Annotated in this window: 20 protein-coding genes and 1 riboswitch; of the genes, 13 read left to right on the top strand and 7 right to left on the bottom strand. The window is 72.7% G+C overall.

Annotated elements, in window-relative coordinates:
• Window positions 1-12 precede the first annotated feature (12 nt).
• The 8 genes from nadD (at window position 13) to AB0K14_RS11975 (ending at window position 8,075) form a co-directional block, all read left to right on the top strand.
• Window positions 13-606: a nicotinate-nucleotide adenylyltransferase gene (nadD, locus tag AB0K14_RS11940; protein WP_360452985.1), complete on the top strand. Its 594-nt coding sequence runs from the start codon at window positions 13-15 to the stop codon at window positions 604-606.
• 69 nt (window positions 607-675) lie between these two features.
• Window positions 676-1,062, top strand: coding sequence for a ribosome silencing factor (gene rsfS, locus AB0K14_RS11945; RefSeq protein WP_360452987.1), 387 nt, complete (start codon window positions 676-678; stop codon window positions 1,060-1,062).
• Window positions 1,059-1,673 carry a histidine phosphatase family protein gene (locus AB0K14_RS11950; protein WP_360452989.1) on the top strand — a complete coding sequence of 205 codons (615 nt, stop codon included), beginning with the start codon at window positions 1,059-1,061 and terminating at the stop codon, window positions 1,671-1,673. The genes rsfS and AB0K14_RS11950 overlap by 4 nt, the downstream gene beginning before the upstream one ends.
• Window positions 1,670-2,401, top strand: a complete 732-nt coding sequence (gene octT, locus AB0K14_RS11955; RefSeq protein WP_360452991.1) for a diglucosylglycerate octanoyltransferase — start codon at window positions 1,670-1,672, stop codon at window positions 2,399-2,401. The genes AB0K14_RS11950 and octT overlap by 4 nt, the downstream gene beginning before the upstream one ends.
• Before the next feature lie 11 nt (window positions 2,402-2,412).
• Window positions 2,413-3,255, top strand: a complete 843-nt coding sequence (locus AB0K14_RS11960; protein ID WP_360452993.1) for a DegV family protein — start codon at window positions 2,413-2,415, stop codon at window positions 3,253-3,255.
• Window positions 3,256-3,340: 85 nt separating this feature from the next.
• Window positions 3,341-4,093, top strand: a complete 753-nt coding sequence (locus tag AB0K14_RS11965; RefSeq protein WP_360452995.1) for a ComEA family DNA-binding protein — start codon at window positions 3,341-3,343, stop codon at window positions 4,091-4,093.
• An 806-nt stretch (window positions 4,094-4,899) separates the two neighbouring features.
• Window positions 4,900-5,190, top strand: a complete 291-nt coding sequence (locus AB0K14_RS11970; RefSeq protein WP_360452997.1) for a hypothetical protein — start codon at window positions 4,900-4,902, stop codon at window positions 5,188-5,190.
• On the top strand, window positions 5,187-8,075 hold the full coding sequence (locus AB0K14_RS11975; RefSeq protein WP_360452999.1) for a DNA internalization-related competence protein ComEC/Rec2: 2,889 nt from the start codon (window positions 5,187-5,189) through the stop codon (window positions 8,073-8,075). The genes AB0K14_RS11970 and AB0K14_RS11975 overlap by 4 nt, the downstream gene beginning before the upstream one ends.
• On the opposite strand, the gene thrC is transcribed toward AB0K14_RS11975, so the two are convergent.
• Window positions 8,056-9,318 carry a threonine synthase gene (gene thrC, locus AB0K14_RS11980; protein ID WP_360453001.1) on the bottom strand — a complete coding sequence of 421 codons (1,263 nt, stop codon included), beginning with the start codon at window positions 9,316-9,318 and terminating at the stop codon, window positions 8,056-8,058. The genes AB0K14_RS11975 and thrC overlap by 20 nt on opposite strands.
• Window positions 9,319-9,329: 11 nt before the next feature.
• Window positions 9,330-9,445: riboswitch (SAM riboswitch) on the bottom strand.
• Window positions 9,446-9,540: 95 nt separating this feature from the next.
• On the opposite strand from thrC, the gene holA reads away from it, so the two are divergent.
• Entirely contained in the window at window positions 9,541-10,524 is a 984-nt protein-coding gene (gene holA / locus AB0K14_RS11985; RefSeq protein WP_360453003.1) for a DNA polymerase III subunit delta, read from the top strand.
• Window positions 10,525-10,780: 256 nt separating this feature from the next.
• Here the strand turns inward: holA and rpsT are convergent, their stop codons facing one another.
• Both rpsT and AB0K14_RS11995 read right to left on the bottom strand, forming a co-directional pair.
• Window positions 10,781-11,041, bottom strand: coding sequence for a 30S ribosomal protein S20 (rpsT, locus tag AB0K14_RS11990; protein WP_073889602.1), 261 nt, complete (start codon window positions 11,039-11,041; stop codon window positions 10,781-10,783).
• 126 nt (window positions 11,042-11,167) lie between these two features.
• Window positions 11,168-13,447 (bottom strand): glycoside hydrolase family 3 N-terminal domain-containing protein, encoded by a 2,280-nt coding sequence (locus AB0K14_RS11995; protein ID WP_360453006.1) that lies wholly within the window; start codon window positions 13,445-13,447, stop codon window positions 11,168-11,170.
• A 140-nt stretch (window positions 13,448-13,587) separates the two neighbouring features.
• Here AB0K14_RS11995 and AB0K14_RS12000 point away from each other — a divergent pair, with 140 nt between their 5' ends.
• The gene (locus AB0K14_RS12000; protein ID WP_360453008.1) at window positions 13,588-14,400 is read left to right on the top strand and encodes a TSUP family transporter; all 813 of its coding nucleotides are present in this window, start codon (window positions 13,588-13,590) and stop codon (window positions 14,398-14,400) included.
• Here the strand turns inward: AB0K14_RS12000 and AB0K14_RS12005 are convergent.
• The 3 genes from AB0K14_RS12005 to AB0K14_RS12015 form a co-directional block, all read right to left on the bottom strand.
• Entirely contained in the window at window positions 14,369-15,148 is a 780-nt protein-coding gene (locus AB0K14_RS12005; RefSeq protein ID WP_360453010.1) for a VOC family protein, read from the bottom strand. The genes AB0K14_RS12000 and AB0K14_RS12005 overlap by 32 nt on opposite strands.
• Window positions 15,149-15,249: 101 nt before the next feature.
• Window positions 15,250-15,465: a hypothetical protein gene (locus AB0K14_RS12010; protein WP_360453012.1), complete on the bottom strand. Its 216-nt coding sequence runs from the start codon at window positions 15,463-15,465 to the stop codon at window positions 15,250-15,252.
• A gap of 1 nt (window position 15,466) precedes the next feature.
• Window positions 15,467-16,387 (bottom strand): SPFH domain-containing protein, encoded by a 921-nt coding sequence (locus AB0K14_RS12015; protein WP_360453014.1) that lies wholly within the window; start codon window positions 16,385-16,387, stop codon window positions 15,467-15,469.
• Window positions 16,388-16,507: 120 nt separating this feature from the next.
• Between AB0K14_RS12015 and AB0K14_RS12020 the strand changes: the two genes are divergently transcribed.
• From AB0K14_RS12020 to AB0K14_RS12030, 3 genes are read left to right on the top strand one after another with little or no spacing between them, the layout of a single operon-like run.
• Window positions 16,508-17,623: a winged helix DNA-binding domain-containing protein gene (locus AB0K14_RS12020; RefSeq protein ID WP_360453016.1), complete on the top strand. Its 1,116-nt coding sequence runs from the start codon at window positions 16,508-16,510 to the stop codon at window positions 17,621-17,623.
• A 4-nt stretch (window positions 17,624-17,627) separates the two neighbouring features.
• A complete protein-coding gene (locus AB0K14_RS12025) occupies window positions 17,628-18,095 on the top strand; it encodes a GNAT family N-acetyltransferase (protein WP_360453018.1) in 468 nt (155 codons plus the stop codon).
• Window positions 18,096-18,108: 13 nt separating this feature from the next.
• Complete coding sequence (locus AB0K14_RS12030) at window positions 18,109-18,477, top strand: VOC family protein (protein ID WP_360453020.1); 369 nt, start codon at window positions 18,109-18,111, stop codon at window positions 18,475-18,477.
• Here AB0K14_RS12030 and AB0K14_RS12035 read toward each other — a convergent pair.
• Window positions 18,454-19,050 (bottom strand): methyltransferase domain-containing protein, encoded by a 597-nt coding sequence (locus AB0K14_RS12035; RefSeq protein ID WP_360453022.1) that lies wholly within the window; start codon window positions 19,048-19,050, stop codon window positions 18,454-18,456. The two genes, AB0K14_RS12030 and AB0K14_RS12035, sit on opposite strands and share 24 nt — an antisense overlap.
• Window positions 19,051-19,146: the final 96 nt, after the last annotated feature.

Consider the following 19,146-nt stretch of genomic DNA (forward strand, 5'->3'; position numbering starts at 1 on the left):
GGCTCATGTGCCATGGCGAAACGGCGGATCGGGGTCATGGGCGGCACCTTCGACCCGGTGCACCACGGCCACCTGGTCGCGGCCAGCGAGGTCCAGGCCCGCTTCGACCTCGACGAAGTCGTCTTCGTGCCCACGGGCCAGCCCTGGCAGAAGAGCGAGCGCGAGGTCAGCGCCGCCGAGGACCGGTACCTGATGACGGTCATCGCCACGGCGTCCAACCCGCGGTTCTCGGTCAGCCGGGTGGACATCGACCGGCCCGGTCCGACGTACACCATCGACACCCTCACCGACCTGCGGGGCAGGCACCCGGACGCGGACCTGTTCTTCATCACCGGCGCGGACGCGTTGGAGCAGATCGTGTCGTGGCGGCGGGCCGACGACGTGTTCGACCTCGCCCACTTCATCGGTGTCACCCGACCGGGTTATGAACTGGTCGACACGCACCTGCCGCCGGGCGCGGTGTCGCTGGTCGAGGTGCCCGCGATGGCCATCTCGTCGACCGCCGTGCGTGCCCGGACGGCCGCCGGACTACCCGTCTGGTACCTCGTACCGGATGGTGTCGTTCAGTACATAAGCAAGCGCCGGCTTTACTCGATGCCGGACTGAGCGCGGACGCCGGTACCCTCATTGACTCGTGCGGGCGTAACGGCGTCCGCCGGTGTGATGAGGAGTGACGTGGCAGCCACCGACGAGGCACGACGGTTGGCGCTGGTCGCCGCTAACGCGGCAGCCGACAAGAAAGCGCACGACGTGATCGTGCTCGACGTGTCCGACCAACTGGTGATCACGGACTGCTTCGTGATCGCCTCCGCCGCCAACGAGCGGCAGGTCGGCGCGATCGTGGACAGCGTCGAGGAGAAGTTGCGCGAGACCGGCCGCAAGGCGGTCCGCCGTGAGGGCGCGCGCGAGGGTCGTTGGGTCCTGCTGGACTTCGTGGACGTGGTGGTGCACGTCCAGCACGTCGAGGAGCGCACCTTCTACGGCCTGGAGCGGCTGTGGAAGGACTGCCCGCGCATCGAGTTCGACGCCGGGCCGCCGACCGACGAGGTCGCCGAGGCATGACCCTGAACCGGCTCGTGCTGTGGCGGCACGGTGAGACCGACCACAACGCGACCGGCCGCATGCAGGGCCACCTGGACTCGTCGCTGACCGAGACCGGGTGGAACCAGGCGCGGTTCGCGGTGCCGGTGCTCACCGGCTTCTCGCCCGAGCTGGTGGTCGCCTCCGACCTGCACCGCGCCCGGGACACCGCCACGGTGTTCACCGACGCGACCGGTGTCGACCTGCGCATCGACCAACGGCTGCGCGAGACGCACCTGGGCAAGTGGCAGGGGCTGACCTCGGCCGAGATCGAGGTGGAGTGGCCGGGCGCGCTGGACCGCTGGCGCGCCGACGGCACCCTGGCGCCGCCAGACGGCGAGACGCGCGTGGAGGTCGCCGAGCGCGCCCTGGCCGTGGTGGCCGAAGTGGACGCGGAGTTCTCCGGGACGGTCATGCTGTGCGCGCACGGCGGCCTGATCAGCGCGTTGACCGGGCGCCTGCTGGAGCTGCCGGTCGACCGCTGGGCGTTGCTGGGCGGTATCGGCAACTGCCACTGGACGGTGTTCACCCGCCGTCCGCACGGCGACGGCAGGTGGCGGCTCTCGTCGTACAACGCCGGTATCACCCGGTGAGACTGCTCGTCCTCGGCGATTCGCTGTCGTTCCACGGTCCCCAAGGGCCGTTGCCCGCCGATCACCCCCGGTTGTGGCCGAACGTCGCAGCGTCGGCGTTGGGCGGGCACGCGGAGCTGGCGGCGGGGTTCGGCTGGACGGCCAGGGACGCCTGGTGGGCGTTGACCGGGGATCCGCGGGTGTGGTCGTTGTTGCCGCGCACGGACGTGCTGGTGCTGGCCGTGGGTCACATGGACACGTTGCCGTCGCCGTTGCCGACCTACCTGCGGCAGGGGTTGCGCTACCTGCGACCGGAAGGGCTGCGACGTCGGGCGCGGGCCGGGTACCTGACCCTGCAACCGGTGCTGTCGCGGGCGTTGTCGGGGTTCCCGGTGGCGCTGCCGCCGCGCCTGACCGTGCGGTACCTGAACGACTCCGTGTGCGCGGTGCGTTCGCTCGCGCCGGGTATCAGGGTGGTCGGGATGACGCCTTCGGTGCACTGCTCGTCCGCTTACGCCGGTGTGCACAGTGGACGTGCGGCGGCGGAGCGCGCTCTGCGCGCGTGGGCGGAAGGGGTGGGCGTGCCGCTGCTGGACGTGCCGCCGCTGGTGGCCGAGCACGTTCGGTCACGGTGCGGCAACCCGGACGGCATGCACTGGGGCTGGGAAGGGCACGCGCTGGTCGGGAACGCCATGGCCGAACTGATCCGGTCCGTGGCGGTCGGCCACTCGGGTGCGGCGGAGCCGTAGTCTCGGCACTCGTGTCCACCACGATCGTCACCGACTCCACGGCGTACCTGCCGGAGGGGTTCGCCGAGCGGCACGGCATCCGGGTCGTGCCGCTGCACGTGGCCGTGGACGGTCGCAGCAGGCTGGACGGGGTGGACTTCGGTCCGGCGGAGCTGGCCGCGGCGTTGGGTGACCACCGGCGGGTGACCACGTCCCGGCCGACGCCGGGCGAGCTGGCCGAGGTGTACCGGTCCGTGCTGGCCGGGGGTGCCGAGGCGATCGTGTCCGTGCACCTGTCCCGTGACCTCTCCGGCACGTGGGAGGCCGCCCGGTTGGCCGCTGAGGAGGTCGACCCGGCCCGGATCAGGGTGGTCGACTCGCGGGCCACGGGCATGGGCTTGGGGTTCGCCGCGCTGGCCGCGTGCGCGGCCGGTGGTGACGCGGAGTGCGCGGAGGAGTCCGCCGTGGCCGCGGCTGCCCGGGTCAAGATGTTCTTCTGCGTCGAGACGCTCGACCACCTGCGTCGGGGCGGGCGGATCGGCGCGGCCGCGGCGTTCGTGGGCACCGCGCTGGCGGTGAAGCCGCTGCTGCACGTCGACGACGGTCGGATCGTGCCGTTGGAGAAGGTGCGCACGATGGGCCGGGCGATCGGCCGGCTGGTCGACCTGGCGGCGTCGGCGGCGGGTTCCGGGCCGGTGGGGCTGGCTGTCCACCACTTGGCGGCGCCGGAGCGCGCGGCGGAACTCGCGACGTTGCTGGACGAGCGGGTCGCCGGGTCGACCGGTTGCCTGATCTCCGAGGTGGGAGCCGTGATCGGCGCCCACACGGGCCCTGGTGTGCTGGGTGTCGTGGTGCTGCCCGGAGGAGTGTCGTAACCGCTTTATCCATCGTTCAGCGAGTTATCCACAGATCCGGAACAAGCCCGACGGCGACTGCTCCATCCGGCCTAGCGTCGACCGCATGTTCGACAGGAACCCGGAAACCACGACCGCCCGCTTGAAGGCCCTCGTCTCCCAAGAGCGGGGCAAGCACCGCGCGGCGGACGCCGAGACGCTGGTCTTCGTCTCGTCGGACGGCGGCTCCGACCCGCCCCGCCCTCTCGGTCCGCCCGATCCGCTCGGTCGGCTGCGCCGCCTGCTGCGGCGCTGGCTGCCCGAGTCCGCCGTCCCGCACCGCCGCAGGTTCCTGCTGGCGGGTGCCATGGCCGGAGTGGCGCTGGCGGTGGCGCTGGCCCTGTGGTGGCAGCGCCCGGCGCCGGAGAGCCCGCCCGACCTCCCGGTGGCCGAGGCCGCCGCCGTCACCCGCGCCGAGGAACAGCTGGTCGTCAACGTGGTGGGCCTGGTGCCGAGCCCCGGCCTGGTGACCGTGCCGAACGGCGCCAGGGTCGCCGACGCGCTCCACGCGGCGGGTGGCCCCGACCCGGCCGCCGACCTGACCCCGCTCAACCTCGCCCGCAAGGTCACCGACGGCGAGCAGATCGCCGTGGGCATCCCCGTGCCGCAACCGGCCGGCGCGGTGACCGGACCGCTCGACCTCAACACCGCGACCAAGGACCAACTCGACACCCTGCCGGGCGTGGGCCCGGTGACGGCACAGCGAATCGTCGACCGAAGGCAGAAGCGCGGCCCCTTCACGTCCCTGGAGCAACTGGGCGAGATCGAGGGCATCGGCGACGCGAAGCTGGCCAAACTCCGCGACCTGGTCCGCCTGTAGCCCCCTGGAGACCCGTCATGCGCCCGAACCGAGCCTGCCGAGACCTGCGCGCCCCAACCCAAACCGCCACCCCCACCGCCTGCCCGACCCGAGCCACCCGCCCAAGCCCAGAACCACCCCGACGGCCCCACGACCCACCGCACGTCCCAGCCCAGCGACCCGAAGCTCCCGCGCACCTGCCTACCTCGCCATCGGGCTCGCTCGACCGCGCCCCCTTCGCCCACCCACCGCGCGTTCCAGCCCAGCGAACCGAAGTCCCCGCTCGCCTCTTGCCGACTTCGCCGCCCGGTGCACTCGATCGCGCCTCTTCCGATCACCGACCGCGCGTCCCAGCCCAGCGAACCGAAGCTCCCGCACACCTGCCTACCTCGCCATCGGGCTCGCTCGACCGCGCCTCTTTCGATCACTCACCGCGCGTTCCAGCGCAGCGGACCGAAGCTCCCGCCCGGCTCTTGCCGACTTCGCCACCCGGCCTGCTCCACTGCGTCTCTTTCGATCACTCACCGCGCGTTCCAGCCCAGGGAACCGAAGCTCCCGCCCGCCTCTTGCCCACTTCGTCGTCCGGTCCGCTTCACCGCGTCTCTTTCGATCAGACACCGCGCGTTCCAGCCCAGCGGACCGAAGTCCCCGCCCGACTCCTGCCCACTTCGCCATCCGGCCTACTCCACCGCGCCTCCTTCGCCCACCCACCGCGCAACCCGTCCTCTGTGGTCGACCGCGAGCCGGACAGCGGCGCACCGGCCATCCCCTCCGCCGCGGGCGCCTATGGGCCGGACGTCGGCGAGGCAGCCGTACCACCTGCTGACGTGGCCGCTTTCGGATCGGCTTGCCCGCAGGTGGGCGACCTGCCCGACGCGCCCGGCGGCCGGTCCAGCGGGCACGCGGTCGGCACCGTGCCCGACGTGCCCCGCCGCGGATCGGGCAGCCGCCGGGTGCGAGTCCGACCCGATCCCGACCGGGTGACGCCCAACCTCGTCCACAGCGATCGCCACCGCACCGGGCTGGTGCTGGACCGCGTCCATCGCGTGATCCGCAGCGTCCGCGCCGCCTGCATCCGCCTCGTCACCCTGTCCAGGTTCCGTTGGGTGGGGTCGTGAATCCCCGCGCGCACCTCGTCCCGGCGGCACTGGCGGTGTGGGCGACGGCGCTCGCCGGGCTGCTCTGGACGTGGTGGGCGGCGCTCGGGGTGGGCTTGGTCGCCGCGATCGTGGGCGGCTCGGCGTTGCGGCGCTGGCGACCGGCGGCCGTCGCGGTGGCAGTCGCCGCTCCGGTGGCGGCGTGCTGGATAGGCGCGCAGGTCCACGCGGCCGACCGACACCCGGTGCGGGCCGCGGCGGAACGCGGCACGCCGATCACCGTCCACTTCGAACTCGACAACCGGCCGCACGGCCTGCGCAGCAGCGGGTTCGGGTCTCGGGCGGGCGGGATCGACCTGGTGCTGGTTCGAGGCACGCTGGACGGCGGTGGGCGGCTCGCGGTGTTGGCGCCCGCCGCCCAGTGGGGGGATCTCCTGCCCGGCCAGCGGGTCACCGCGCGTGGCACGCTAGCTCCTCCTCGCGGTGGCGGGCTGACGGTCGCGGTGCTGCGGGTTCGCGGGCCTCCACAAGGGGTGACCGAAGCGCCGGTGTGGCAGCGGGTCGCCGAAGACCTGCGTGCCGGGCTGCGCAGGGCGAGCACGGCGCTCGATCCCGAACCGGCCGGGTTGCTGCCCGCGCTTGTCGTCGGCGACACCTCAGGTCTGCCGCCCAGGGTGGTGGAGGAGTTCCGCACAGCGGGCCTCGCGCACGTGCTGGCCGTCAGTGGTGCCAACCTGGCGATCCTCTGCGGCGCGGTCCTGTTGCTGCTCAGGCTGCTGCGGGTCGGTCCACGTGGCTGCGCGGCGGGTGCGATGGCGGCACTGGTCGGGTTCGTGGTGCTGGCCGGGCCGGAGCCGAGCGTGCTGCGGGCGGCCGTGATGGGCGCGGTGGCGTTGCTCGCGTTGGTGCTGGGTCGGGAGCGGTCGGCGTTGCCCGCGCTCGCGGCCGCGGTGGTGGTCCTGGTCCTCTACGACCCGGAGTTGGCCACCGAACCGGGGTTCGGCCTGTCTGTGGTGGCCACGGCGGCGCTGGTGCTGCTCGCGCCGAGGTGGGCCGCCGCCATGAAAGAGCGTGGCGTCCCGGTGGGCTTCGCCGAGGCGCTGGCGGTGCCGGTGGCCGCGAACCTGGCCACCGCGCCGCTGGTGGCGGGGTTCTCCGGCCAGGTGAGCCTGGTCGCGGTGCTGGCGAACCTGCTGGTCGCGCCGGTCGTGGCGCCGGCGACGGTGCTCGGTGTGCTGGCCGCGGTGCTGGCACAGGTGCACGAGCCCACGGCACGGCTGGTCGTCGAGGTGGCCGGTCCGGCGGCGGGCTGGCTGATCACCGTCGGGCGGCACGCGGCGGCCGTGCCCGGCTCGGCGGTCGGGTGGCCCAGCGGCTGGGTGGGCGGGTTGTCGCTGGTCGGGGTCCTGCTGCTCGGCTACGCGGTCACCAGGCTCCGCCGGTTGCGGACGCTGGTGGTGGCGGCCGTGGTCGGCGCGGTGGTGGTGCTCGTGCCGCTGAACGTCGTCTCGCCCGGGTGGCCCGCGCCCGGCTGGTCGGTCGTGGCGTGCGACGTGGGGCAGGGCGACGCAGTGGTCCTCGCCACCGCCGAGCGCGACCGGGCGGTGCTGGTCGACACGGGGCCCGACCCGGTGCCGGTGCTGTCGTGCCTGCGTCGGCTGGGCGTGCGGCGGATCCCGCTGGTGGTGCTCAGCCACCTGCACGCCGACCACGTGGGCGGGTTGGCCGCGGTGATGGCGGAGCGGGGTGTGGGCGCGGTGGCGGTGGGGCCGTCGAGGCAGCCGGAGTGGGCTTGGGAGGAGGTGAGGGAACGGGCGCGGACGGCCGGGGTCCGCGTGGTCGAGATGGGCGTCGGGCAGCGGCTGAGCTGGCCGGGTCTGCAACTCGACGTGCTGGGTCCGCGCGCGGGCCCGGTGGGTGAGGCGAACACGGCGGTCAACGACGCGTCGCTGGTGCTGCGGGCCACCACCGCAGCCGGGCGGGTGCTGCTGACCGGCGACATCGAGCTGGCCGGGCAGGCGGACCTGCTCGGCGGGCACGTGGACCTGCGGGCCGACGTGCTCAAGGTGCCGCACCACGGCTCGCGGTACTCGTCACCGGCGTTCCTCGCGGCGGTCCAGCCGCGGATCGCCCTGGTGAGCGTCGGCGCGGGCAACCGCTACGGCCACCCCAGCGGGGTGCTGGTCGACGAGTTGACGAGCCGAGGCGCGCTGGTGCTGCGCACGGACCGGGACGGCGACACCGCCGTGCTGGCAGGCCCGGACGGGCCGCGGGTCGCCCGCAGGGGTGGCGACCCACCCGACAACGGACAAGGGGAGGACGACCATGAGGAACGACGTCTGGATCCGATTGCACTCGGGCTGGTCGCCGCGCGGCGGCAACCGCGCGGTGGCGTGGGCGTTGTGGCAACCCGGCTACACCGCCGAACCGTGGCCGCGCGACGAACTCCGGCCCGCTTTCACCTACTACGTGTGCGAGGACCTGCCCGGTGGCGACCGGGGCATCGTCGCCAGGGCCACCGCCACCGGTGTGATCCGCATGGCTCAGGTCCCCTCCGCGAACACCGCCTACCGGCTGGTCGCGGACGCGCTGTTCGACGCCGACCTGACCATCCCGCCGGAGGAGTGGCACGCCGAGCGCTACAACCAGGAGAAGGAGAAACGCCCCTGGCCCCAGATGCTCACCGCTTGGCGCGTGGTGACCGAACCGGTGGGGCCGCACGTGCTGCCCGAACTGGCCGCCTTCCCCCGGACCGGCTGGCTCCGCTCGTCCGGGATCGCGCTGTGATCGAGACCGCGCGGCGGCCCCGACCGCCACCTCGACGGCCGGGCCCGGTGACCGGGGTCCGCCGGGCGACGACTGACCGGTCGCCGCCCGGCGGGCGGGTCAGTCCTGGAGGGCCTTGAGCACGGCCTCGGTCGACGGCGGGACGTTGGCGCGGGGGCCGACCCGGTCACCCAGGGCGTCCAGGGTCTTGAGGCCGTCGCCGGTGATCAGGAGCACCGTCTCGCCGTCCGGGTCCAGTTGGCCGGTCTCGATGAGCTTCTTCGCGGTCGCGACGGTGACGCCGCCCGCGGTCTCGGCGAAGATGCCCTCGGTCTGGGCCAGCAGGCGGATGCCCTCCACGACCTCGTCGTCGGTGACGTCCTCGATCGCGCCGTTGGTGCGGCGGACGGCGTCCAGCACGTAGGGGCCGTCGGCGGGGGCGCCGATCGCCAGCGACCGGGCGATGGTGTCCGGGCGGACGGGGCTGACCACGTCGTGGCCCGCCTTGAAGGCGGCCGAGACGGGGGAGCAGCCGGTGGCCTGCGCGCCGAACACGCGGTACGGGGTCTGCTCGACCAGGCCCAGGGTGCCGAACTCGCGGAAGGCCTTGTCGACCTTGGTCAACTGGGAGCCGGACGCGATGGGCACGACGATCTGGTCGGGCAGACGCCAGCCGAGCTGTTCGGCGACCTCGTACCCGAGCGTCTTGGAGCCCTCGGCGTAGTAGGGGCGGACGTTGACGTTGACGAACGCCCAGTCCTCGTGCTCGGCGGCCAACTCCTGCGCCAGCCGGTTCACGTCGTCGTAGTTGCCGTCGACGGTGATCAGGTTGCCGCCGTAGACGGCGGTCATGAGGATCTTCGCCTGCTCCAGGGAGGAGGGCACCAGGACCACCGACTGCCAGCCCGCGCGGGCCGCCGCGGCGGCCACGGCGTTGGCCAGGTTGCCGGTGGAGGGGCAGGCCAGGACCTTGAAGCCCAGCTCGCGGGCGGCGGCGAGGGCGACGCCGACCACGCGGTCCTTGAACGAGTGGGTCGGGTTGCCGGTGTCGTCCTTCACCCAGACCTTGCGCACGCCCAAGGCCTTGGCGAGGCGGTCGGCCTCGACCAGGCGGGTGCCGCCGGGGTCGGTGTTGGGGTGCGACTGGACGGTGGTCGGCACGGGGAGCAGGCCGCGGTAGCGCCAGATCGACCGGGGGCCCGCCTCGATGTCCTCGCGGCGGATCGGGCCGAAGTCGTAGGCCACTTCCAGCGGCCCGAAACACTCCAGGCAGGCGTATTCGGCGGCGAGCGGCGTCTCGTGACCGCACTCGCGACACGACAGCGCGCGGGCGGGACCGAGGTCGAAGGAGGTGGTGGCCGAGGGCACACTGACAGCAGTCATCGCGAGGTATCTCCTCATCTTTCCCGCGCGTCGCGGGTCGGAATTGGCACCGTGATCGCCAGCGGACGCTGTGCGACGGGTTGCCGGGGCTTCTTCGGGCCGATCCCTCTGCCCCTCTGGATGAGCGGTATTCAGTTGTGCGGCCAACTTACGTCACGATCCCGACCCGCAGCCAGAGACGTCCACCATCCGGACGTCCGACGGGCGTGGGAGGATCGCGCCGTGAGTTCGCCCGCAGACGCGCCCGACGCCGTGCACCTGATCGTCGGCGAGGAGGAGTTGCTGGTCGAGCGCGCGGTGCGCGGTGCGCTGGCGACGGCGCGGAAAGCCGATCCGCAGGCCGACCTGACGCGCGTCCGCGTGACCGATCTCACGCCACCTGAGCTGGCCGAACTGGTGAGCCCGTCGCTGTTCGCGGAGGGCCGCGTGGTCGCGCTGGAAGCCGCGCAGGAGTGCGGCAAGGAGATCGCCGACGCGGTGATCGCCTACGCCAAGGCCCCGGCGGACGGGGTCACGGTGGTGGTCGTCCACAGCGGCGGCGGGCGCAGCAAGGTGGCCAAGGACCTGCCCGCGGCGCTGCGCAAGGCGGGTGCCCGGGTCACCGAGTGCCCCAAGATCACCAAGGCGGCGGACCGGGAAGCGTTCGTGCGCAACGAGATCCGCTCGGCCGGCGGCGGCAAGGCCGACCCGGAGGCGGTGGCCGCGCTGATCGAGGCGGTGGGGTCGGACCTGCGCGAGTTGGCGGCGGCGGCCTCGCAGCTCGTCGCCGACACCGGCGGCAAGGTCGACGCCGAGGCGGTCCGCCGCTACCACCGCGGTCGGGCCGAGGTGACCGGGTTCGCGGTCGCCGAGAAGGCCGTGATGGGCGACCGGGCCGGTGCGCTGGAGGCGTTGCGGTGGGCGATCCAGCTCGGGGTGCCGCACGTGCTGGTCGCCGACGCGCTGGCCGACGCGGTGCGCACGATCGCGCGGGTGTCCGCGGTGGGCCGGGGCGACCCGTTCAAGCTGGCGGGCGAGCTGGGCATGCCGCCGTGGAAGGTCAAGAAGGCCCAGGGCCAGTCGCGCGGCTGGGAGGACCGGGGGCTCGCGGCGGCGATGACGGTGGCCGCCGACCTGAACGCCGACGTCAAGGGCGTCGCGGCGGACTCCGGCTACGCCCTGGAACGCGCGGTGCTCAAGATCGTCGCCGCCCACGGTCGACGCTGACCGACCGCCGGAAGCCGAGCTGGCGACCGAGTGCCGGAAGCCGACCGACTGCCGGGTTGCTTGACCTGCCGCCGGAGGTCGAGCCGACTGGCGGAGGCGGAGTCGACCGACCGGCCGCCGGAGGCCGAGCCGGCTGCCGAGTCGCTCGATCGGCCAGCGGAGGCCGAGTCGGCGGCTGGCGGCCGGAAGTGCCCGGGAAAGCAAAAGCGCCGCCCACCCCGCGTGGGGTGGGCGGCGCCTCGGCGTGAGGACCAGATCAGATCTGGTTGGCGCGCCGCGCCAGCGCCGACTTCTTGTTGGCGGCCTGGTTGGCGTGGATCACGCCCTTGGTGACGGCCTTGTCGAGCTTGCGGGAAGCCTCCCGCGCCAGCACGGTGGCCTTCTCCTTGTCACCGGCCTCGGCGGCCTCACGGAACTTGCGGATGGCGGTCTTGAGCGACGACTTGACGGCCTTGTTGCGCAGGCGCGCCTTCTCGTTCGTCTTGATCCGCTTCATCTGGGACTTGATGTTCGCCACGCGAAAGCCACCTTTTCCTCGGTCTCGGAGTCGCACCGCGCTTGTCACCGGCTCCGCCCACGAGGGGCGGTTTTCCTCCACAGCGGAATGCCGCGCGGGTACGGCCGAGAAGGATATCAGGGCAGCTCACCGCACCGTGAATCGAGCCCTCCCGTCGCCGACCACGACCTCGTAGGCGCCCTTGGCCACCTCCGGCCTGTCCGCGCCGTCCACGTCACCGGGGGTCACCGCGAGGCGCTTGACGTCGAACGAGACCTCGACCGTCCGCTGCTCGCCCGCCTTCAACGCCACCCGGGTGAAACCGACCAGGCGCTGCGGCGGCGTCAGGACCTTGCTCACCGGCTGGTGCACGTACACCGGCACGACGAGCGTGCCGTCCCGCGCGCCGGTGTTGGCCACGGTCACCGACACCTTCACCCGCTCGTCCCGCCGCACCTCGGCCGACGCGACCTTCGGCGCGGACGTGGTGAACGTCGTGTACGACAGGCCGTGCCCGAACGCGAACGCCGGGTCGTAAGCCGAGCTGGGCGACGTGTTCGCGCCGCGCACCTGGTCGTAGGAGAACGGCTGGTCACCGACCGTCTTGGGCCACGACACGGGCAGCTTCCCGCTCGGGTTCACCGCGCCGAACAGCACGTCGGCGATCGCGGAGCCGCCCTCGGAGCCGGGCAGCCAGCCCGCGACCAGCGCCGGGGCCTCCGCCACCGTGCCCAGCACCTGCGGCCGACCGGTCAGCAGCACCACCACGACCGGCTTGCCGGTCGCCCGCACCGCGTCGACCAGGCCCTGCTGCTCGGCGGTCAGCACGGGCTCCTCGGTGTCCGCCTCACCCTCGGCGCCCGGGTCCTCACCGAGCACCACGACCACCGCGTCCGCGTCGCCGGCCTGCGCCACCGCGTCGGCCTGGGTCGGCGCGCTCACCACGTTCGTCGCCGGCGCGGCCGCCCGGATGCCCTGCAGCACCGTCACCGTCGGCGGCATCGGGGAACCGCCGGGCACGCCCTGCCAGCCGACCGTCCAGCCGCCGAGCTGCCGGGGCACGGAGTCGGCCGCGTCACCGGTCACCACGACCTTGCCCGCACCGGTCGACAGGGGCAGCACGCCCTCGTTGCGCAGCAGCACCGTGCTCTCCGCCGCCGCCTGGCGAGCCAGCGCCCGATCCGCCCCGTTCACGATCGCGTCGGCCTTCTCGACGTCCACGAACGGCTTCTCGAACAGCCCGAGGTCGAACTTGAGCTTCAGGATGCGCCGCACGGCCTCGTCGATCCGCTTGCCGGGGATCGCGCCGCCGCGCACGCCCGCGAGCACGCCCGCGGTGAACTCCGCCGCGTTGGAGGGCTCCATCGCCATGTCGACGCCCGCGTTGACGGCCATCGCGATGGCCTCCGGGTAGTCGGCCGCCACGTGGTAGCGGTCCACCAGGAACCGGATGTCCTCCCAGTCGGTGATCGCCACGCCCCGGAAGCCCATCCGGTCGCGCAACTGCGTGGTCAGCAGGTACTTCGACGCGTGGGCGGGCACGCCGTTCACCGCGCCGGAGTTGATCATCACGCTGCCGACGCCCGCGTCGAACTGCGGCTGGAACGCGGGCAGCACGGTGTCCTGGAGGTACCGGATCGGCAGGTGGGCGGGCGCGCGGTCGTGGCCGTTGAACGGCTCGGAGTAGCCCGCGAAGTGCTTGGCGGTCGCGGTGAGCTTCGCGGTGCCGTCGGTCGGGTCGCCCTGCTGCCCGCGCACGTTGGCCGCCGCCAGGGCGCCTGCCAGCACCGGGTCCTCGCTGTAGGTCTCGTAGTAGCGGCCCCAGCGGGTGTCCCGCGCGATGTCGGACACCGGCGCGAAGTTCCAGAACACGCCGGTGGCGCGCATGGCCCGCCCGGTGGACGCCCCGAGCCGCTCCTGCAGCTCCGCGTTCCACGTCGCGCCGAGGCCGATCTGGTGCGGGAACATGGTGGCGGTGACCACGTTCGAGTGGCCGTGCACGCCGTCCGCGCCGTAGATCAGCGGGATGCGCAGCCTGCTGTGGTCCAGCGCGTACTTCTGGATGGCGTTGGTCATCTCCGCCCACGCCCGCGGCGTGTTCGGGTTGGGCGCGTCGCCGCCGCCGGACAGGATCGAGCCGACCTTCGCGTCCTCCAGCACGGCCTTCATGCAGTCCTCGCGCAGCGGACCGGGGTTCCACTCGCAGTTGCCGCGCAGCTTGCCCAGCCTGATCTGGGTCATCTGGCCGACCTTCTCCTCCAGCGTCATGCGCTTGAGGAGGTTCTCGACGCGTCGGTCGACCGGCGCCCGCGAGTCCTGGTAATCGTGTCCGGCCGGCTCGATGATGCCGCTGGCCTGCGCGCCGGTGACGAGCAGCGCCATCGTGACCAGCGCGGCCACCGTGGTCCGCTTGCGGGATCTCAACACCCGAGAACCTCCTGCGTCGATCGGGAGAACACCCGTCCACACCCTTACTCCGTGACCTGGCGCACAACAGGGCTGAACGGCGGATTCTGGGAGCGCTCCCACTAAGTAAGGGGTGAAATGCAGTACGCTCGTCTTGTTTGATGTCCGGCGTGACCGCCGCACTCGACTGGCCCGGCTTCGGGCACATCTCCCTCGCCGCGCTGCTGTTCCTCTGCCTCGCCGCCGCCCTCGCGGGCGCTGTCGACGCGGTGGTGGGCGGCGGCGGGCTGATCCAGGTACCCGCGCTGCTGCTGGTCGCGCCCGGCGGCGAGCCGCTGTTCGCGCTGGCCACCAACAAGATCGCGTCCGTGGTCGGCACGTCCGCCGCGATGCGCACCTACGCCCGGCAGACCACGATCGACTGGTCGGCGGCGTTGCCGATGGCGGTGGCGGCGTTCGCCGGCGCGGTGGGCGGTGCGGCGGTCGCGGGCGCGTTGGCACCCGGTGTGCTCAACGGTGTGGTGCTCGTCGCGTTGGTCGGCGTCGGCCTGTACACGTGGCGCAAGCCGGAGTTGGGCGCGGTCGAGACGCCCAGGCTCACGCGGGCCGCGCAGGTCGCCGCGATGGTCTCGGGCGGCGCGCTGATCGGCTTCTACGACGGGCTGGCCGGACCGGGCGCGGGCACGTTCCTGGTGTTCCTGCTCGTCGGCGTGGTCGGGTTCGCGTTCCTGCGCGCCTCGGCCACGGCCAAGGTCGTCAACGTGGCCACCAACCTGGGCGCGCTGCTCTACTTCATCCCGGCCGGGAAGGTGTTGTGGGGCCTGGGTCTGGTGCTCGCGCTGTGCAACGTGACCGGCGCGGTGTTCGGCGCGCGGCTGGCCGTGCGTCGCGGATCGGCGTTCGTGCGCCGGGTGTTCCTCACCGTCGTGGTGGCGCTGGTGGTCAGTCTGGGGTGGAAGGCGGCGATTGGATGAGCCGGAACGTCGCGCCCATCGGGTCGCCGACCGTGGTGAACCGGCCGAACCGTGACTCGACCACGTCGCCGACCGTGACGCCTCCCAGTTCCCGCACCCGGGCGGCCGCCGCGTCGGCGTCGGTCACCGCGAAGTAGGTCATCCAGTGCGGCGGGATCTCGGCGGGGATCTCGTTGGCCATCCCGAACACGCCGGCCACCGCGCGGCCGTCCACCCGGAACTGGGTGTACGGGAAGTCGGGCAACGGGTCCAGCCCCACGTCGAACACCTGCTGGTAGAACTCCGCCGCGCCGAACGGGTCACGGGTGGCCAACTCGTTCCACACCACCGAGCCGGGCTCGTTCACCACGTACGCCCCGATGTGCGTGCCGGCCTCCCACAACCCGAACGCCGCGCCGTACGGGTCCACCGCGATCGCGCCGCGACCGGGTCCGCCGGTGTCGAACTCCGGCACGAGCACCTTGCCGCCGTTGGAGTTCAGCTTGTCCAGCGACTCGTCCAGGTCGTCGGTGGCCAGGTAGGTCGTCCACACCACGGGGAACATCACGTCCGGTGGCATCTCACCGAACCCGGCCACGGGCAGCCCGCGCACCAGCGCCATCGTGTAGTGCCCGGTCTCCGGTCCGCCGATCTCGAAGTCCCAGCCGAACAGGCCGCCGTAGAACTCCATGGTGGCCTGGCGGTCGGTGGTCATCATGTCGACCCACGCGGGTGTGCCTGGCGAGTACGGGGAGTTCAGGTCGCTCATCTGCCCCACCGTCGCACCCGCCGCCCGGCTCCGCGAGTTGATCAACGCCGGGCCGGGCGTGATCGCGGCCGGCGCGGGTGGTCCGCGCCGACCGCGCCCGGCTACTCGTCCCGGTCCTCCGCGTCGTCCTTGCGGGGTCGGCCGCGCTTGGGCTGGGCGGCGGCCCCGGTGGGCTGGCGGCCCGCCTCGGCGAGCGCACGGCGGAGCAGGAACTCGATCTGGGCGTTCGTGCTGCGCAACTCGTCGTTCGCCCACCTCGTCAGCGCGTCGTGCACCGCCGGGTCGAGGCGCAGCAGGACGCTCTTGCGCTCGGCCACGTCAGGTGTACAACGACCCGGCGTTGACCACGGGTTGGGTGGATCGGTCGCCGCAGAGCACGACCAGCAGGTTCGACACCATCGCGGCCTTGCGCTCCTCGTCCAGTTCCACCACGTCCTCCTCGGCGAGCTTGGCCAGCGCGAGCTGGACCATGCCGACGGCACCCTCCACGATCCGCGACCGCGCCGCGACCACCGCGCCCGCCTGCTGGCGTTGCAGCATCGCGTGCGCGATCTCCGGAGCGTAGGCCAGGTGCGTGAGGCGGGACTCGATCACCTTCACCCCGGCGGACTGGACGCGTGCCGCGATCTCCACCGACAGCGTCTCGGTGATCTCGTCCGCGTTCTCCCGCAACGACAACCCGGCCTCCTCGTGGTTGTCGTACGGGTAGCTGGTCGCGATGTGCCGCACCGCGGTCTCGGTCTGGATGCCGACGAACCGCACGAAGTCGTCCACCTCGAACATCGCCCGCGCGGTGTCCTCGACCTGCCACACCACCACGGCGGCGATCTCGATCGGGTTGCCGTCGGCGTCGTTGACCTTGAGCGTCGCGGTCTCGTGGTTGCGGATGCGGGTCGACACCTTCACCTTCGTGGTGAACGGGTTCGCCCAGCGCAGGCCGTCCTGGCGGACGGTGCCGGTGTAGCGGCCGGCGAACTGCAGCACCCGCGACTCGCCCGGCGCGACGGTGAACAGCCCGACGGACACGACGCTGGTGCCGGCGACCAGCAGCGCGCCCGCGACGATCGCCGGGATGTTGGGCCCGTCGTCGCCCGGGATCGAGCCGAGGGTGATCAGCGCGGCGCTCGCCAGCGCCCCGACCACCACGCCCGCGAGCACGCCCCACCCGGATGGTGCCCGTGCTTCCTTCTCCCGCACCACCGGGACCGGCATCTGCACCGCAACGTCGGTGACGTCCATGTTCCACCCCTCGATCTCATATCGCCTGCTTAGCAAAGTGATATCACTTTTTCGGGTTGCCGGGCAAGTCGCGGCGGAACGAGGACCGAAGCTGACCGCAATGGCTCCTACTCTGGGCGCATGACCCCGGTACTGAGCCGGCGCGCGCTCGGCCGCGCCACCCTGGCCCGCCAGTTCCTGCTGGCCCGCACCGAGGCGACCGTGCCGGAGGTCGTGTCGCACCTGGTCGGCCTGCAGGCCCAGACACCGCACACCTGGTACACCGGCCTGTGGTCGCGCGTCGCCGGCTTCACCCCGGACCAGGCCGCCGACCTGCTCGTGCGGCGCGAGCTCGTGCGCATCGCGGTGATGCGGTCCACGATCCACCTGGTGACCGCCTCCGATGCGCTGCACCTGCGCCCGGTGGTCCAGCCCGCGCTCGACCGGGACCTGTTCCGCAACTTCACCCACGGCCGGGACATGCGCGGTCTGGACGTGGACGCCGTGGTGGCCGCCGGGCGCGCGTTGCTGGCCGAGAAGCCGCGCACCAACAAGGAGTTGGGCGCCCTGCTGCACGAGCGGTGGTCCGACCGGGCGCCCGCCGCGCTGGCCTACGCGATCCGGTGCCTGGTGCCGTTGGTGCAGGTGCCGCCGCGCGGGGTGTGGGGTCGCAGCGGCTCGATCGCGCACACGAGCGTGGAGACGTGGCTGGGCGAGTCGGTGGTGGACAAGCCGTCGGTGGACGGGGTGGTGCTGCGCTACCTGGCCGCGTTCGGGCCCGCGACGGTGAAGGACGTGCAGACCTGGTCCGGCCTGACCAGGTTGCGGGAGGTGGTCGAGGGGCTCCCGCTGCTGCGGCTGCGCGACGAGGACGGCCAGGAGCTGTTCGACCTGCCGGACGCGCCCAGGCCGGCGGAGGACGTGCCCGCGCCGGTGCGGTTCCTCTACGACTTCGACAACGTCCTGCTCTCGCACGCGGACCGGCGTCGGGTCGTCACGGACGACGTGCGTGCGCAGAACTACGAGCCGCACGGCCCCGTGCCGCAGTTCTTCCTGGTCGACGGTGTCACGGCGGGCGACTGGAAGCTGGACCGCACCAAGGACCTCGCCACGCTGGAGCTGCGGCCGTTCCACCGGCTGTCCGGGACGGACGAGCAGGAGCTGGAGCGGGAGGGCGAGCGGTTGCTGGCGTTCCTCGCGCCGGACGTGCCCCGGCACGAGGTCCGGACAACCGTGGCGGCCCTCACGCGTCCCTGACCGCATGGGGACGATCACCGTGCGTTCGCCGCGGGCGGAGGACAAGTGGCCGCTCGTCGACGTCCACGTCAAGGCCCGGCGCAGCTACTACGAGGGCCACCTGCCCGAGGCGGAGCTCGCGGAGTGGGAGCGGTCGGCGCGGGCGCGCGGCTACACCTTCGACCAGCCCGACCGGGTGTGGCTGTGCGCCGAGCTGGACGGCGCGCTCGTCGGGTTCGCGCTGGTCACGTCGAGCGGTGAGCTGGTGCAGCTCCAGGTCGACCCGGCGTCGTGGGGCAACGGCGTCGGCCGCGCGCTGCACGACGCGGCGGTGGGCTCGCTGCGGGACCTGGGCGTCGTCACGGCGCACCTCGACGTGTTCGCGGAGAACCACCGCGCGCTGCGCTTCTACCGCGACCGCGGCTGGCGCGAGGTCGGCCGGACCGACGAGGCGCCGGCCCACGTGCGGATGGCGTTGCGGCTGCCCGTGTGATGACCTTGGCGTCGTGGAGATCCTGAGCAGCCGCGTCCTCGTCCGCTCGACCGATCCCGAGCGCGCCACCGCGTTCTACCGGGACGTGCTCGGCCTGGCCGTGTCCCGCGAGTTCCCCGGCGGCACGGTGTTCTTCCTCGGCCAGGGGTTGCTGGAGGTCTCCGGCAGCTCCACCGAGGAGCCCACCGGAGCCACCGAGCTGTGGTTGCAGGTGCGTGACCTCGGACGAGCCGCCGCCGAACTCGCCGAGTACGTCGTCCGGCCGGCCCGGCGCGAGCCGTGGGGCATGGACGAGATGTGGATCACCGACCCGGACGGCCGGCGGATCGTGCTGGTCGAGGTGCCGGCCGACCACCCGCTACGCCGGGACACCCGCCAGTAGCTGCACCGCGGGGCCCACCACGCCGCCGTACTGGTGCAACGACGTGCGCACCCCGGTGAACCCGGCCGCCTCGGCCTGCTGGATCAGGTCGTACTCGGAGGTGTCCAGCACCCGCCGGTGCACCGAGACGACAAGCCGGCCACCGGGCCGCAGCACCCGGAACAGCTCGTGGAACGCGGCCGGCCGGTTGCCCCACAGCTGGAGGTTGTTCACCGAGACCACCACGTCCACCGAGTCCTCGGGCTGGCCGGTCCGCGTGGCCGCGCCCTCGCGCAGCTCGACCCGACCGGCCACGATCAGCTCGGCGCACCGGGTGCGGGCCTCGTCCAGCATGACCTGCGAGGGGTCCACGCCGATGGCCTTGAGCGCGCGTTCGCCGGCGAGCTTGAGCCCCACTCCCGGACCGGGGCCGAGCACCAGCACGACCTCCTCGGGCGTCGGCGCGGCCACCTCCGTGACGTGCTCCTCCACCTTCGCGTTCAGCACGGCCATCACCCGGCCGCCCAGCTCGCCGACCTTGCCGCGCGGGTGCCCGAACGCCGCGTCGAACGCCTTCATCAGGTTGTTCGCCATGCCACCAGGGTCGTCAGGCCGCGTTCCGACCGCATCCGGGATCGCCCCGAGGAGGTCCGGAGATGCGTCCCGGGATGTTTCCGGGGTGTCGTCACG

Origin of the sequence: Actinosynnema sp. NPDC050801, from assembly GCF_040673975.1 — a bacterium.
Classification (GTDB): Bacteria; Actinomycetota; Actinomycetes; order Mycobacteriales; family Pseudonocardiaceae; genus Actinosynnema.